The 16,083-nt window shown below is 50.3% G+C and carries 11 protein-coding genes; 8 read left to right on the forward strand and 3 right to left on the reverse strand.

The genetic code is table 11. The annotated features are described in order from the left end of the window. Nucleotides 1-117: 117 nt before the first annotated feature. Nucleotides 118-2,961, reverse strand: coding sequence for a TonB-dependent receptor (locus F4Y39_07670; GenBank protein ID MYC13592.1), 2,844 nt, complete (start codon nucleotides 2,959-2,961; stop codon nucleotides 118-120). Between the two features lie 329 nt (nucleotides 2,962-3,290). Between F4Y39_07670 and F4Y39_07675 the strand changes: the two genes are divergently transcribed. The 6 genes from F4Y39_07675 to F4Y39_07700 all read left to right on the forward strand — a co-directional run bounded on the left by F4Y39_07675 (nucleotide 3,291) and on the right by F4Y39_07700 (nucleotide 9,151). Then, a complete protein-coding gene (locus tag F4Y39_07675) occupies nucleotides 3,291-3,896 on the forward strand; it encodes a molybdenum cofactor guanylyltransferase (GenBank protein MYC13593.1) in 606 nt (201 codons plus the stop codon). A 91-nt stretch (nucleotides 3,897-3,987) separates the two neighbouring features. Next, nucleotides 3,988-4,290, forward strand: coding sequence for a hypothetical protein (locus F4Y39_07680; GenBank protein MYC13594.1), 303 nt, complete (start codon nucleotides 3,988-3,990; stop codon nucleotides 4,288-4,290). 31 nt (nucleotides 4,291-4,321) lie between these two features. Beyond that, a complete protein-coding gene (locus tag F4Y39_07685) occupies nucleotides 4,322-5,674 on the forward strand; it encodes a glycosyl hydrolase (protein ID MYC13595.1) in 1,353 nt (450 codons plus the stop codon). Then, nucleotides 5,671-6,456, forward strand: coding sequence for a DUF547 domain-containing protein (locus tag F4Y39_07690; GenBank protein MYC13596.1), 786 nt, complete (start codon nucleotides 5,671-5,673; stop codon nucleotides 6,454-6,456). Before F4Y39_07685 ends, F4Y39_07690 begins: the two co-directional genes overlap by 4 nt. After that, nucleotides 6,453-8,150, forward strand: a complete 1,698-nt coding sequence (locus F4Y39_07695; GenBank protein MYC13597.1) for a bifunctional transaldolase/phosoglucose isomerase — start codon at nucleotides 6,453-6,455, stop codon at nucleotides 8,148-8,150. Before F4Y39_07690 ends, F4Y39_07695 begins: the two co-directional genes overlap by 4 nt. A gap of 26 nt (nucleotides 8,151-8,176) precedes the next feature. Continuing rightward, nucleotides 8,177-9,151, forward strand: coding sequence for a radical SAM/Cys-rich domain protein (locus tag F4Y39_07700; GenBank protein MYC13598.1), 975 nt, complete (start codon nucleotides 8,177-8,179; stop codon nucleotides 9,149-9,151). 100 nt (nucleotides 9,152-9,251) lie between these two features. Here F4Y39_07700 and F4Y39_07705 read toward each other — a convergent pair whose 3' ends face one another. Together F4Y39_07705 and F4Y39_07710 are read right to left on the reverse strand one after the other, a co-directional pair. Beyond that, nucleotides 9,252-11,543 (reverse strand): DUF255 domain-containing protein, encoded by a 2,292-nt coding sequence (locus F4Y39_07705; protein ID MYC13599.1) that lies wholly within the window; start codon nucleotides 11,541-11,543, stop codon nucleotides 9,252-9,254. 12 nt (nucleotides 11,544-11,555) lie between these two features. After that, nucleotides 11,556-12,788 carry a DegT/DnrJ/EryC1/StrS family aminotransferase gene (locus F4Y39_07710; GenBank protein ID MYC13600.1) on the reverse strand — a complete coding sequence of 411 codons (1,233 nt, stop codon included), beginning with the start codon at nucleotides 12,786-12,788 and terminating at the stop codon, nucleotides 11,556-11,558. Between the two features lie 136 nt (nucleotides 12,789-12,924). Between F4Y39_07710 and F4Y39_07715 the strand changes: the two genes are divergently transcribed. Then, on the forward strand, nucleotides 12,925-15,786 hold the full coding sequence (locus F4Y39_07715; protein ID MYC13601.1) for an FAD-binding protein: 2,862 nt from the start codon (nucleotides 12,925-12,927) through the stop codon (nucleotides 15,784-15,786). Nucleotide 15,787: 1 nt separating this feature from the next. Then, a complete protein-coding gene (locus tag F4Y39_07720) occupies nucleotides 15,788-16,063 on the forward strand; it encodes an acylphosphatase (protein MYC13602.1) in 276 nt (91 codons plus the stop codon). Nucleotides 16,064-16,083 lie beyond the last annotated feature (20 nt).

Genomic DNA, 16,083 nt, shown 5'->3' on the forward strand with positions numbered 1-16,083 from the left:
AGAGAAATTATATACACCTCGTTAAATATTATTCGCATTGATAATTATTACAAAAAAGAAGCCGCGAAAAAAACGCGGCTTCTTTGCTATTGGATGAACAATCCTTTGAACTACGACCTAAAAGCCGAAGTGGTATTTGGCGTACCAGAATGCGCCGCTAAAACCAAATGGGCTGTACTGGCTGTATAAATGCCCCGAACCGCTCGTTGCACTGGGATTGATATCGGGATAGATATCGAGAATGTTCTGACCGCCAACAGTTACTGTTGAGTGGTCGGCAATGGTATAACTAACTTCGGCGTCCAGTACCCATTCGTCACCATAAACGAAGTCATCTTCTTGATCGTACCACGAACTGTAATACCGGAGGCGTCCCAGTACCTCAAGCATATCGTTCAACGGTTTGACTACCGTCAGATTCCCGCGGTGTTTGGGAAGACCCTCTTGCAATTCTCGAATCCTTTGAGCGCCCAGGGTCTCCAGATTGTGTTTGGTCACTTCGGTATTCGTCAAGTTATACGCCAGACTCAGCAGGCCATCACACCACACCGGAGCCGTGAGCACGACGTCAATACCCTGGGTTTTGGTGTCAAAGTCATTGACGAAAAATTTGAAATTTGTAATAAAATTCGCAGCCGTGATACCCGCCTTGAGCAGTTCATCGACTTCTGCTGGGGTCAGGGAGAAATTTTGTGAGAGCGTCAAGCGTCCCTTCACCAAAATGTGGAAATAGTCCACCGTAATATTGACAGGGGGAATACCGGTATCCACGGGAAAAACGGGAATTTCAAAAACAATACCAGCCGAGATATTGGTCGATTTTTCGGAATCGAGCGGTTCACCACCCTTGGATTCTGCAACGGGATTGTTTGACGGAATTGTGCCGTCATTTGTCAAATCACCGATTGTGGGATCGAAGATCGTGGATACGTTAAAGGCATTTTGTTGCCCCGGCGTGGGTGCTCTAAAGCCCGTGCTAAAACTGCCGCGCACTTTTGTATTCTCGTTAAGCCCGTAATTGGTCGCCAGCTTGAAGTTGGTCGTGGATCCAAAATCATCAAAATTTTCAAAGCGCAGTGCTGCGCCGAGCAACCAGTCTTCCTGCGGGATAAATTCGGCGTCACCATAAACCGCCCAGTTGGAGCGGCTCCAGGTGCCTGCGGCAATTTCGCCAAAGCCCGAGAACCCGTTGGACGCAACCGTAAATCCGTATTCTGCCAGCGGACCTTTAACCCAGGATTCTCGTTGCCCCTGTACGATTTCAAAATTTTCCGTGCGGTATTCAAGACCGGCGGCAAAGAAAAATTGCTCGCTAAACGGATAGGTGATATCGAAGTTGAAGTTGGTATCGGTCTGGATATAGGTTCCCGGATCAAAATACGGTGCATCTTCGTGACTTGGATCAACTTGTGGTCCATTGGGCCAGGGTTGGTTGGGACCCAAGGAGGAATTCACGGTATTGAAGATGAAGTAATCGGCTTCGTTGCGCCCATAAGACGCGCTGAGATCCCATGTCATCAGCCCTTGCGATCCCCTAATACCCGCCAGAAAGGCGCGGTCGTCCATAAACGCGCCAAATCGGGGTGTGAAGCCACCGGGGAAAAATTCCTGGAAGGTGAACCAATCGGGGTCGTCAAAAACGCGTTGTAAGGCTGCGGCATCCGGCTCACTGCAGCTAATGGCCACGATGAACTCCTGGGGAATTCTAAGACCAGTATCTTCGGACGGTTCGAGAACCTGTCTCAGATTGCCGGTGAGCAATGTTGCTACCAGATGCCCGTTTACGCCATCGACAATACCGAGTTCAGCAGCTTTGCCCGGATCATAATAAGTGGTGCCGTCGGACATCACTACAGGCCCCTTGAATACGCCACCTCGCGTATTGGGATTGCGGAAGTAGAAACCGCCTTCGACTTCTTTGCTGGCGTAATTCCCATGGCCGTATAATTTGACATTGTCGTTGATGTTTATGCCGTAGTTGACAAAGAATTTCAGGTCGTCTCTGATGTAGGGTTGTCCCCAAATTTGTGCGGGATTTTCCACACGGTTATTGCCCACGCGTATCAAACGCGCGGCATCGTCGCGTTGTACGGAACGGTCGGTTTCATCCTCGTTGCCATATTCCGCGCTGAAGTTGACCCAGGCATCTGGCGTACCCAGACCGATATTGCCGGCAAAAGCATAGGCGAAACCATCGCCTTGCTGAAAAATACCTGGCTTGACCTCAAAAGAACCGCCTTTGTAATTGTCTTTAAGCTCAAAATTCAACACGCCGGCAATGGCGTCAGAGCCGTACTGCGCAGACGCGCCATCGCGCAGGACTTCCACGCGCTTGATGGCAATAGAGGGGATGGGGGCTATGTCTGGCCCCTGGGCGCCGTCGGCAACACCATTGGTTATCCAGTGAATAACAGCGGCGCGATGGCGGCGTTTGCCATTGATGAGGACCAGCGTGTGGTCGGGAGCCAAGCCTCGCATGCTGGGCGGTCGCACGACGGTGGAGGCATCGCTAATCGGGTTTGTATTCACGTTGTAGGATGGCACCATATCTCTCAGGAGATTTTGTACATCCGTATCGCCTTGCTTGACAAAATCTTCACCGGTAACAACATCGATGGGCACTGCGGATTCCGCTACAGAACGCGGTTGTGCGCGTGAACCGATAACCACCAATTCTTCGAGGATCACCACTTCTTCGAGGATGTCAGTGAGTGGGGGTAAGGTAGCTGTTGTGTCCGCGCTTTCGGTACGCGGCTTTTCCTCTTCCTGTGATATGGCAATCCCGCTCATTGCGAGTAGAACAGCAATGCCAAGGACGAGGGAATTAAAATGCGTCTTAGATTTCATAAAAAAACTCCTTTGAGAAAATGGAGGAGAAGTGTGATGTGCGGGAAAATGAGGGAGAAACGAGGTTTTACATTTTAAAGCGGTCCGAGTATAAAATAACTTTATATATATCATGCGTCAACACATATTTTAACGGCAGATGTAAATGTGTGCATATGTCAATTTGCAATTAAGGGCTTATTTATATATATTTTTCCCTTTCATGTGTGAGATGAAAGACCCGCCAGATTTAATTGAAGGAGGTTGCGTTTTGAAGTCCAGTTATGTAAATAAAGACCTTGAGGAAACCAGACGCCTACTTACGCGGGTGAGGCAGGGTGGCAAGCGGGGCAAAAAGGCGCGTAAGAAATTGGAAGCCAAAGGCATCAGATATTACACATCTGAAGAAGCCGAAAGTCTCGGTATTGAGTAAAAAAAAGGCGTGTGAAAGCGGCTTTTTTGCTATGAATGACTCTGGAATCATCCTTACAGGCGGTGAAAGCAGGCGAATGGGCACCCCCAAGTATAGCTTGCCTTTTGGCGATGAAACCCTGCTTCAGCGAAGTATAAGAAATCTGAGAGGATCTGTTTATCCAATTGCGGTCGTGGGTGCGCCCGGACAAAACTTGCCAGACATACCCCATGTTTTATCTATATGTGATCCCGTTGCCAATCAAGGTCCATTAATGGGACTCATGGCAGGATTAAAACATGTCGAAGGCGTCTCTGAATGGGCATTGGGAACAGGTTGTGACATGCCATTTATCAGCAATGAATTGATCCAATGCCTCAAATCGCACAGGACAACAGATTCAGAGATCGTCATTCCCTGTATAAATGGGCAGTTTTATCCTTTGTGCGCGCTTTATCGAACTGCTCTCTGGCGAAAGGCCGAATTGCTACTCGAAAAAGGGGAACGACGGCTTTTGACATTGGTCGATGTATGCCGCGTTCAGACCGTTGAACAAGACGCACTCGCACGGATTGATCCCGATCTACGATTTCTGATGAATATCAATACGCCTCAATGTTATCAAAGTGCCCTTGAATTGGCTGGTTTGCGGCAGTGAGGTTAGGCGGATAGCTGACCGCTGTTGACGACATTCTTTTTTCGCTTATATTGCCGAGTATCCATTTACTCATCACCAAGGAGTTATCACAATGGCTATTGAAGACAAAACCCTACTGACTGAAGATGAGATTCGCGCAGAGGTTGCCGATCTCGAAGGGTGGGAATATTTGGAAGACACAAAAGAATTGCAACGCGTTTGGCATTTTGAGAAATTTGTGCCGACTATGGCTTTTGTACGCAGGCTGACAGAGATTATGGATGAAAATAATCACCATTCGGATATCGGCCTCAACAGCCGAACAAAAACCCTCACAGTGACGGTGACGACCCACAGCGAAAATGCTGTTACCCGCGCAGATCTCGACTTTGCCGGAGCGGTAAATAGAGGGTAAAGTTCAGCAAAACAAGCAATTTGGAGGTGGGATGAAGGTGAATGTCAATATTCAGCCTGGCGATCTAAAAGCCAGGCTGAATCGTTTTTTTGAACTGGCTGCACAGAAAATTCGCAGTATCGATTCGACGTGGGATCCAGGCCAGGGGACGCCGGTATTTACAGCAGGTGGCAAATACACCACGCGCGGATGGACCGAATGGACGCAGGGATTTCAATTTGGATGCGCCATTCTGGGATATGAAATTACGGGGGAGAAAGACCTGCTACAGATTGGGCGCAAGGGCACGCTCGATCGCATGGCGTCTCATGTGACGCATATAGGAGTACACGATCACGGTTTTAACAATGTATCGACCTATGGCAATTTGCGGCGATTAATGCGAGAAGGTATAATTCCAGAAAATGAATGGGAGCAGCACTTTTATGAACTCGCGCTCAAAGCATCTGGCGCTGTTCAGGCTGCTCGCTGGACGACCATTGGCGATGGGAAAGGGTATATTCATTCATTTAATGGACCACACTCCCTGTTTTCAGACACGATCAGGTCGTGTCGCGCATTGGCTGTGGCACACGATCTCGGTCACGTTTTGATGGGGGAGAATGACCTCGCAATTTCGCTGCTCGAGCGCTTGATCCACCACGCCGAGACGACCGCGCAGTTCAATGTGTATTACGGCGAAGGGCGCGATCGATACGATGTGCGGGGACGGGTTGTACACGAGTCCATTTTTAATGTCAACGACGGTAATTACCGCTGCCCGAGTACGCAGCAGGGTTATTCACCGTTTTCGACGTGGACCCGGGGGTTAGCCTGGATTGTGACGGGCTATGCCGAATTGCTCGAATATGTGGAGCACCTGTCAGATGACGCGCTCGATCTTTACGGTGGCAGGGATGCGATCAATGGCTGGATGCTCAAAGCGGCCTGTGCAACAGCAGATTATTATATCGATAGTATCACATCTACCGATGGTATTCCGTTATGGGATGCGGGCGCGCCGGGCTTGATTGAGGGTTATGGCGATAAAATATCGGATCCCTACAATACAAGCGAACCCGTGGATAGTTCTGCTGCTGCCATTGCAGCGCAAGGGCTTTACCGTTTGGGCAAATATATGGACGATGCGCGTTATCGGCAGGCGGCACTAACCGTGGCCCATACGCTATTTGATGCACCCTATTTGTCCGAAGACGAAGAACACCAGGGTCTTATTCTCCATTCTATTTATCACAATCCCAATGGGTGGGACTATGTGCCCGGTGGGCAAAAAGTCGCATGCGGAGAGTCTTCGATGTGGGGAGATTATCACGCGATGGAATTGGCGGTTTTGCTCCAGCGGGAGATGGATAACGCGCCGTATCTGACGTTTTTTGATCAATGAATAAAGTCATTGCCTTGATAATCGGCCTCTTATTCGCTGGATTCGCGTCTCAAAGTGGAGCCGAGACATTTAATTATACACCGCTCAACCGCACGCTCGGTCGCGTTGTAAATGCACAGGGGCGCGTGGATTACGAGGCTGTAAAAACAGATGCGGATTTGCGGGCTTTTGTAGATCAACTCGCGCAGATCAGTCCGAATACGCATCCCGCGCTTTTTCCCAGCCGCGCAGACAGTCTTGCTTTCTGGATCAATGCGTACAATGCCTGTGTACTTGCGGGAGTCGCAAAAGCCTATCCCATTTCTTCTGTCACAGAAATCGCGCCTGCTTTTGGCTTTTTTAAGAAATACCGATTTGTCGTTGGCGGGCGTCGGTTCACATTGGACCAAATTGAACACGAGATTATTCGCCCGCAGTTTGCCGATCCGCGCATTCACGCTGCAATCAATTGCGCGGCAGTGAGTTGTCCGCGTCTTCTAAATAAAGTATTTACGCCCGATGAATTGGATGACCAACTCAATGCGGTTATGCGAGACATGATTCGCAACCCGATGCACGTTCAGATTGATCGGCAGACGGGAGTTGTGAGTCTATCTGCGATTTTCGATTGGTTTTCCTCTGATTTTACATCCTATGTGCAAGCGCATGAGGTCGGTGAGACTGTGTTGGATTATATCTCTTTGTTTTTGTCGAAAGACGATACCCTGTATTTACAAAATCACCCCGATCTTCAAATTGTGTTTTTAGATTACGATTGGTCTTTGAATAGCCAGGAAAAATGAGTACCTCAGATATACAAGTGTCTTTGGGCGCTTACCAGTCCGCCGTTGATCGCGCTTTGAAAACATGGTCGGCAAATGGCAATACAGCACGGCTGTGGCACGGCGATGCCACACTCTGGTCGGGGGCAGACGAGGCAAACTGGCTGGGATGGCTCAATATCGCGCCTCAAATGCGCGATCAGGTAGATGCCCTATGCGCTTTTGCACAGCAGGTACGCGATAGGGGGATAACGGATATCCTGCTTTTGGGAATGGGCGGTAGCAGTTTGTGCCCCGAAGTGCTGGCGATGACTTTTGGCTGTCGGGAGAATTGGCCCAGGTTGCATGTGCTGGACTCTACAGTTCCCGCGCAGGTGCAGCGGTTTGCCGATGCCGTAAATTTAGAGACGACACTTTGCATTGTCGCCAGCAAATCTGGAACGACAACCGAACCCCACGCATTTTGCGAGTTCTTCTGGGCAAAAATGCAGGGAACTATTGGCGATACAGCGGGTCAACATTTTATAGCTATTACAGATCCGGGTTCTGATCTGGAGACGCTTGCCAGAGAACGGGGCTTTCTATCTGTGTTTCACGGTTTGCCAGAGATTGGCGGCAGGTTTTCTGCGCTTTCAAATTTTGGGATGGTGCCCGCGGCGTTGATCGGCATTGATGTGCGAGGATTATTAGTACGCGCAGTGGCGATGGGAAATCGGTGCAAAATATCAGATGACCAGAACCCCGGCCTTTTGCTGGGCCTTTTGCTGGGTGAGTTGGCAAAAGCCGGGCGAGATAAAGTGACGCTTGTAACGTCTCCTAAATTGTGGGGCTTGGGGGCATGGTTGGAGCAACTTTTAGCCGAAAGCACGGGGAAAAAGGGTCTGGGTCTCATACCTGTTGATTTAGAGGCGGTTGCTGAGTCCGATATGTATGGTGAAGATCGAATATTTGTCTATATTCGACTGAAGGACGATGCGGACGCTGGACAGGATGTGGATATAGAAAATCTGAGAGAGGCTCAGTTTCCAGTTATTCAGATCGATGTGGCAGAGCCATTAGACCTGGGAGCAGAGTTTTTCAGGTGGGAATACGCAACCGTGGTCGCTGGCGCGGTTTTGGATATCAATCCCTTTGACCAACCCAATGTGCAGGAGAGCAAAGATTTTACGGCAGAATTGACACAGGCTTATGAAAAAGAGGGCGTATTGCCAGTTCAAAAGCCGTTTTTTGTAGATGATGACGTCGTGGTTTATGCCGATGAGGCCAATGCACAGACGTTGGGAACAATTGAGAACCTCAATAGTTGTATTGCTGGGCTACTCAATCAGATTCGGACGGGTGATTATGTCGCTTTGTGCGCTTATCTCGATATGAATGAAGATAATATCACCGCTTTACAGGCTCTAAGGCATTGGATACGCAATGTATATCGGGTGGCTACTACATTGGGATTTGGTCCGCGATTCTTGCATTCTACGGGACAGTTGCACAAGGGAGGACCAAATAATGTGGTGGTTGTGCAACTGACAAGCGACGATGTGACAGATGTAGATATTCCGGGACGTGCGTTCTCTTTTGGCGTACTCAAACAAGCACAGGCTCTCGGCGATGCCCGTGCGCTTTCGAGTCGAAATAGACGGGCGATTCGCATTCATTTTAAAAAAGATATAATTGCTGGCATCCATCGGGTGAAGCAAGCGGTTAGAGAGGATTGAATATGGCACTGGCAGCGATGGATTTGATGCAAATTGTGGGCGACGATTACAAGACTGATTTTGCGAGCAAGCTTCGCGATGAACAATTGGAACTCACGCGCAATCGATTGGATATTTTGCAGGTCAATGTCGGCAAATTGTGCAATCAAGCGTGTCATCACTGTCATGTGGATGCCAGCCCGATCCGCACAGAGATCATGACCCGAGAGACCATTAATCGCATCCTGTCATTTCTCGATACATCCGATATTCAGACGGTTGACATAACGGGTGGCGCACCTGAATTGATTCCAGATTTTCGCTATTTTGTCGAACAAATACGCGAGCAAGGTCGTCGCGTGATGGTGCGCTGCAATTTAACCGTGATTTTTGAACCCGGACAAGAAGACTTACCTGAATTTTATCGCGAGCACGAAGTTGCATTGGTGTGTTCGCTGCCGTGTTATCTCGAAGAAAATGTGGATGAACAACGCGGGCGCGGTGTTTTTACCAAAAGCATACGGGCATTGCAGATTCTCAACAAAATTGGATATGGGCGTCCTGGCACGGGCTTGGAACTCGATCTGGTCTATAATCCTGTCGGCGCGTCTTTGCCCCCTCCGCAGACCGAACTCGAAGCCGATTACAAAGAAGAGCTAAAAGCCCGCTACAATATCGATTTTAATAAGCTCTACACCATTACCAATATGCCCATTAGCCGGTTTGAAGAATTTCTAAAACGCAGGGGCATTTACGACAGCTATATGCAGACTTTGCAGGATAATTTTAATCCGCATACAGTCGATAATTTGATGTGTCGTTCTCTAATTAGCGTTGGATGGCAGGGCGAGGTTTACGATTGTGATTTTAATCAAATGCTCGATATGCATTCTTTTGGGCGCGAAGTCAAACTCTGGGAACTGTCCGTTGAAGATCTGATTGGATGCAATGTGTGGGTGCGAGACCACTGCTTTGGATGCACTGCGGGTGCGGGAAGCAGTTGTGGGGGAGAGCTTGTGTAGGAAGATGTACAACTGGTCGCAGTCCAGACCAGTTCACGATGAAGTGTGAAGGACCACTAAAACTCAATCGCTGCAAGAGGGCACCGAGATAGGTGCCTTTTTATTTTATATTTAGTGCTATACGCTGTGTTTGTGGTGACAGGCATCGCGTGCTGTCGCATGCTTGATATGTGAGTAATAGCGAGAGGGTTTGTGGTCGGGTTTTGAATGATAGAGTGAGGGGTACATTGAGACTGTCTATATAAACGGCAATGGCGCGCTCAGCAAAGGGGAATTGTAAATCCTCGGCTTGTGGATAGTCGATTTGGGTGATTTCGGCAATATCCGTATCCAGTGAGAGGCGCGTGGGGATCAAATAATCGTCGGTGGGATTAGATGCTTGAATATGCCAGCCTGAAGCGATAACCAGGCGTACGTTCACTTTGAGGGTATTCGCGCTATCGGGGGGCAAGGTTGTCGCGGACGCAGTGACGAGGCTATCGGGTGAAAGCGTTGCGATGGGAGAGGATGTCATCATTGTGCCGTGAATAAAGTGCAGGAGCGCGCCCGGCGTATTCTCTGCGAGGGGAGCAAAGCTGTTGGTGAGTGCGAGCGCGCGTTGGGCATACAAGGGGTTCTGTGTCAATGTCCGAAGTTCCCACAAAACGTGCAGGGCAACGGCATTGCCAGAAGGCAGGGCACTGTCGTAAAAGCTCTTGGTACGCACAATCATCTCATTTTGATTCTGCGTAAAAAAAAAGCCGCCACTAAGGGTATCCCAAAATGCGGTGTGCATTCGTTCTGAAAGCGATAGAGCGTCCTGGAGGTAGCGGGCAGAATGCGTTGCGCGGTAGAGATGGAGGAGGCCGTCGATTAAAAAAGCGTAATCTTCCTGATAGGCTTCGCCTTTGCGCTGTCCTTCGCGGTAGATGCGATACAGGTCGCCGTTTGCGTTGCGGAGATTGTCGCGGATAAAATCGGCGGCTTTTTGTGCGACCTTCAAGTATCCGGGATGACCGAGGACTTCATAGGCACGGGCATACGCCCCGATCATGAGGCCATTCCACGCTGTGATAATTTTGTCGTCGAGGAGGGGGCGGATGCGTTGGCTACGAGCGTTCAGTAGTTTTTCTTTAAGTGGAGACAGACGCGCGTGCAGGGTTGCGGTGTCAGTTTGATGGCGGACTGATAGCGCACTGTCTGTATCGGCTTTATAGATGACGCTGGCCGAACCTTCGGGCATGGGCGCGAGCGCGTAACACGAGAGAAAGAAGTCGGCATCTTTCTTGAGAGTTTGACGAATCTCTTGCTCTGTCCAAGTATAATACGCGCCTTCTTCTGCTTCGGTTTCTGCGTCAATAGCAGAGTAAAATCCGCCTTTAGAGTCTGTCATTTCACGTGAGACAAAGTCCAGAATTTCCTCTGCCGCAATGCGATAGGCCGTTTTATTGGTGATCTGATAAGCACGGAGAAAGTTGTGGGTAAGGAGGGCCTGGTTGTAGAGCATTTTTTCAAAGTGCGGCACGCGCCATTGTGCATCTGTCGCATAGCGATGAAAACCACCTCCGAGGTGATCGCGGATGCCGCCCAGTGCTATGTGATCCAGTGTTTGCCCGACCATAGCGAGATATTTTGCCTGAGGATTTTGCCGATATGCCGTCAGTAACAGGTTGAGCGCGTGATCGGGTGGAAATTTTGGGGCTGTGCCCAAACCGCCGTTGACGGGATCAAAGCGATTTTCTATGTGGTCAATCGCCTTGCCAATCAGGTCTCTTTCCACTTTCTCTGAAGCGGTGCCTGTCGTGTGAATGCGCGCGATGGATTGCGATATCTGATCGGCCTGCTTTTCGAGTTCCTGTCTCTTTTCCTGCCAGGCAACATGCAGTGCTTGAATCACGCGCGGAAAGCCCGGACGCCCATGCGAATCTTCGGGAGGAAAGTACGTACCGGCAAAAAAGGGTTTGAGATCTGGCGTGAGAAAAACAGAGTTGGGCCATCCGCCGTGCCCGGTCATGAGTTGGGTAGCCGTCATGTAAATTTCGTCGATATCGGGACGTTCTTCTCGGTCAACCTTGATGTTGACAAAAAACTGATTCATTAAGTGGGCAATATCCGGATCTGAAAATACCAGCCGTTCCATGACATGGCACCAATAGCAACTCGAATATCCCACGGATAGAAAAATCGGTTTGTCCTCACGACGCGCTTTTGCGAGTGCTTCTTCACCCCAGGGATACCAATCAACGGGATTGTGTGCATGAAGGCGCAAATAGGGACTGAGTTCTCGGCTGAGGCGATTTTGCGTGGGGGTGGGGGCGGAGGGATTTTTTGAAGAATAAACACCCCACCAATAACCCGCAGCAATAGCGAGAAGAATGATGGGGATGAATAGGAGGCGTTTGGCGATTGCCATGTCATAAGCCTCTCAAGCAGCAAACGCGCGTTTGATTTTGGCGACAGCTGTTAAAATATCGTCCATATCTTCCCGTTCTCCCAGCAGCATATTTTGCAAGAACCAGACACTGGAGGCGCATATTGCTTCCACATGGGGACACGGCAAACGGCGAATCAGGTGTGGATGTCTGTCCATCACGGTTTTGAGGCCGCCTTCATCGGTTAAGGGCCGCTGATAGCCCGGCGTGCAGGGAATGCCTTCGGCCTGTAAAGCCGCGATAAATTCGTCGCGTATTTTCCCTCCAAATGCCTCGCTGTTGTAGCGCATCATATACAGATGATAGCCGTGCTGCGTGACCCAGGGATGCCATCGGGGTGGTTCCAGTCCGCCAATTTCGTCCAGGCCCTTGCTGAGATAAGCCGCATTTTTATTGCGTAAGTCGATTTGAGGTTCGAGTTTGGGGAGCCGTTTTAACAGAATGCCTGCCAGATACTCAGAGGTGCGATAATTCCAACCCAGGCGGGGATATTCCCATCGCTCACCTCCAGGTCGCCGCCCTACATCTCGGAATGCCCATGCCCGATCTCTAAGGTCTCGATCATTGGTGAGAAGACACCCGCCTTCGCCCGAGGTCAAGTTTTTGCTCGACTGAAAGCTGAATGCGCCCACATGGCCTAAAGAACCTACTTTGCGGCCTTTGTGCTCGGCGCCGTGCGCTTGAGCGCAGTCTTCGATGACTTTGAGGTTGTGTTTACTCGCAATGTCATTGAGTGCATCCATATCGGCCGGGTGTCCCCCCAGGTGAACGGGAAGGAGCGCAACGGTCTGATCTGTGATGGCAGCTTCGACAGCTTCTGGCGACATGGTAAAACTCACCGGATCAATATCGACCAGAGCCAGAGAGCACCGCACCGAGAGGGGCGCACTTGCAGTCGCAATAAAAGTGTAATTGGGAATGATGACTTCGCCGCCATCGACGAGGCCATCGAGGTCGAGTGCGGCGGATAATCCAGCCGCAATAGATGTGGTACCGCTGGGCATCATCACGCCATAAGCCGCATCGCAATAGGCGGCAAATGCCTGACCAAAGCGGTGCCCCACAGGTGCGGGGAGACCTTCGGTTTGATCGAGATAGACTTCTTTGAGGATGGGAACGATTTCTTCTTCCCATTCTCGTTCTGTGTTATCCGGCCATGTCGGCCACTGCGACGCTTCGGTATCGCGCACGGGAACACCACCATCTATTGCGAGTGTTTCTGACATGTAAAGCTCCTTAGTTGGGCAGTGGAGACTACGCGCCTTGACCCGTAGTCAGGCGGGATGTATATTTAATTTGCAATCCAATTCAAGGTACGATTTATAGATTGATTGTCAAGTTATCAAGAGAGGATGATTGACGATGAACCTCGCAGGAATGTTGATGCAAAAAGTTGAGGGCGAAGTCCGTTTTGATAAGATGTCGCGCATTCTTTACAGCACTGATGCAAGCATGTATCAAATTGAACCCGTTGGCGTTGTTTTGCCCAAACACCAGCAGGATGTTTTGCATGTCATCAATCTCGCCAATGAACACGAGGCCCCGATCATTCCCCGAGGCGGTGGCACCGGGCTTGCCGGCGGCGTGGTGGGAAGCGGTATTGTGATGGATATGTCGAAATACATGAATCGCATTCTCGACTTCAATGCCGAAGAAGGTTGGGTCAGGGTCGAGCCTGGCGTGATACTCGATGAACTCAATGCATTTCTCAAACCGCACGGATTGCAATTTGCGCCCGATGTGGCGACCAGCAGCCGCGCGACAATCGGGGGTATGGTGGCCAATAATTCTGCGGGCGCGCATTCGGTTATTTACGGTAAGACCATAGATCACGTTTTAGAACTCGATTTGGTCTTGTCCGATGGTACAGAAATAATGGTGGGGGAGTTAGACGAGCCTGCTGTGCAACAAAAATGCGAGCAACAAGACCTCGAAGGTCAGACGTATCGGGAGGTAATCCGCATAGCGAGAGAGAATGCGGAAGAAATTGAGCGGCGATATCCCAAAATTTTGCGGCGAGTCGGCGGATACAATCTCGATGAATTTATCAAAAAACAACCTTTTAATCTCGCGCGCATGGTCATTGGGTCTGAGGGGACTCTGGCGACCGTTGTCGGGGCAAAGCTCAAGGTAATTCCACTGCCGCAGGCAAAGGCGCTGGGCATTGTTCAATTTAACGACCTGATTGCGTCTATGAAGGCTGTTGCGCCGATTTTAGAAACGGCTCCGGCCGCAGTAGAGCTGATAGATAAGATGATTCTCGATCAGACCAAAGGTTCTATGGAACTGTCCAGAATGCGTTCGTGGGTACAGGGGGATCCAGAAGCTGTGCTGGCGGTTGAATACTACGGAGATTCAGTAGGTGAACTGGCCTCTAAGCTGGACGAACTCGAAGCGCTGTTGGGCAATCAGAATCTCGAATATACTTTTTCTCGTGCTGTTTCCGATGCCGAACAGGCCAATGTTTGGAATGTGCGCAAGGCAGGGCTGGGTTTGCTCATGGGCGTAAAAGGCGATTCCAAACCCATTGCTTTTGTCGAAGACGCCGCGGTTCCACCGGAAAGGCTACCCGATTATATTTCCGAGTTTGGCGCGCTGGTGAAATCTCTCAACACGCGTGCGGGTTATTATGCACACGCCAGTGTGGGTTTGCTACACGTTCGGCCGATGGTCAATCTCAAAGAGGCCGACGAGATCGCCAAAATGCGATTTATCGCTGAATCTGTACGCGATCTGGTAATGAAATACGGCGGTGCAGTGAGCGGAGAACACGGCGATGGCCTGGTTCGGAGTTGTTGGAACGAAACGTTCTTTGGCACGACGCTTTACGAGGCTTTTCGGGAGGTCAAACGCGCTTTTGACCCCAAAGGGCTGATGAATCCCGGCAAAATTGTCGATGCGCCGATGATGACCGAAAATTTGCGTTATGGGGCAGATTATCGCACGCACGAGATAAATACCCACTTCGATTTTTCTGCCGATGGGGGATTTCACCGCGCTGTTGAAATGTGCAATGGAGTGGGTGAGTGTCGCAAAAAGCTGGTGGGCACGATGTGTCCGTCTTATATGGCAACGCTGGAAGAAGAACATTCGACGCGCGGGCGGGCAAACGCGCTTCGAGCGGCGATTTCGGGACGGTGGGAAGGCGGGCTTACGGATCATCGCATCAATGATGTGCTCGCGCTTTGTCTGGAATGTAAGGCATGCAAAGCCGAGTGCCCATCCAATGTGGATATGGCAAAAATTAAGTATGAATTTAAGGCGCATTATTACGCCAAACACGGACGGCCATTGCGATCTCTTTTATTTGGCAATGTGGAATTGATGGGCAAACTCGGATGCCTCGTTGCCCCCCTTGCCAATCGTCTGTCCAGGACGGGTATTTCAAAGTGGATGATGAAACGCCTCGGGATCGCGCCTGCGCGGTCACTGCCGCCATTTGCTCGTCAGACATTTACACACTGGTTCGCCAGTCGCAATGCGCCTTCAAAAAATAAACGCGTTGTGTTTTTTGCCGATACGTATATGATCTACAACTATCCCGAAATTGGCAAGGCAGCCACGGCCTTGTTTGAAGCAGCGGGTTATGAGGTGATTTTGGCCGTAAAGCGATGTTGTGGCCGGCCGATGCTTTCGAGCGGTTATATCGACCGCGTAAAAGAAAACGCCCTGTTTAATATTGAAAATCTCTATCAATATACCGAGCAGGGGTATCCCATTGTGGGATTTGAACCGTCGTGTGTCTCGATGTTCACGGATGAATACGGCGATTTAATTGACGATCCGCGCGTGCGTGCCGTAGCCGACAATATTTATACCTTCGAAGCATTTGTGCAGACGTTTTCCGAACGGGGTGAATTTTCCGTGCCATTTACCGATCTGAAAAAAGACATCTTGCTCCACGGCCACTGCCACCAGAAGGCTCTTTGGGGGATAGGACCGTCTGAGGCTGCGTTGGGAATGCCCGAGGGCTTTTCCGTGACGCCCATTCAGTCGGGTTGTTGCGGCATGGCGGGTTCTTTCGGCTATGAAGCCGAGCACTACGACGTATCGCTCAAAGTGGGCGAGTCGCGGCTGCTTCAGGTGGTTCGCGACGCAGATGACACAACCGAGATTGCCGCAGCGGGGTTGTCGTGCAGGCAGCAGATTGCACACGCTACAGGTCGCACTGCCCGTCATCCCGCTGAGGTATTAGCAGACGCCCTGGATAAGGGCGATGGGTAATATCAAGCGCATTCGCGTGATAATCAGCGGACGGGTTCAGGGCGTTGGGTTCCGCTATTTCACACAGCGAGAAGGCGAGCGCCACGGGCTGGTCGGATGGGTAAAAAATTTATCCAATGGCGATGTTGAGGCTGAAGCAGAGGGGGATGAAGCTCACGTTGATGCATTTGTAGAAGTGATAAGACGAGGACCTCCTGCGTCTCGCGTCCTGGATTTTAAGATCGCCGAGATACCTGCGAACCACAGGGATGCTGCGTTTGATATAACGTTTTTTTAATAAATTTTAGGGGAGAAAAT

The organism is Gemmatimonadota bacterium, from assembly GCA_009838845.1.
In the GTDB taxonomy this organism is placed as follows: Bacteria; Latescibacterota; UBA2968; order UBA2968; family UBA2968; genus VXRD01.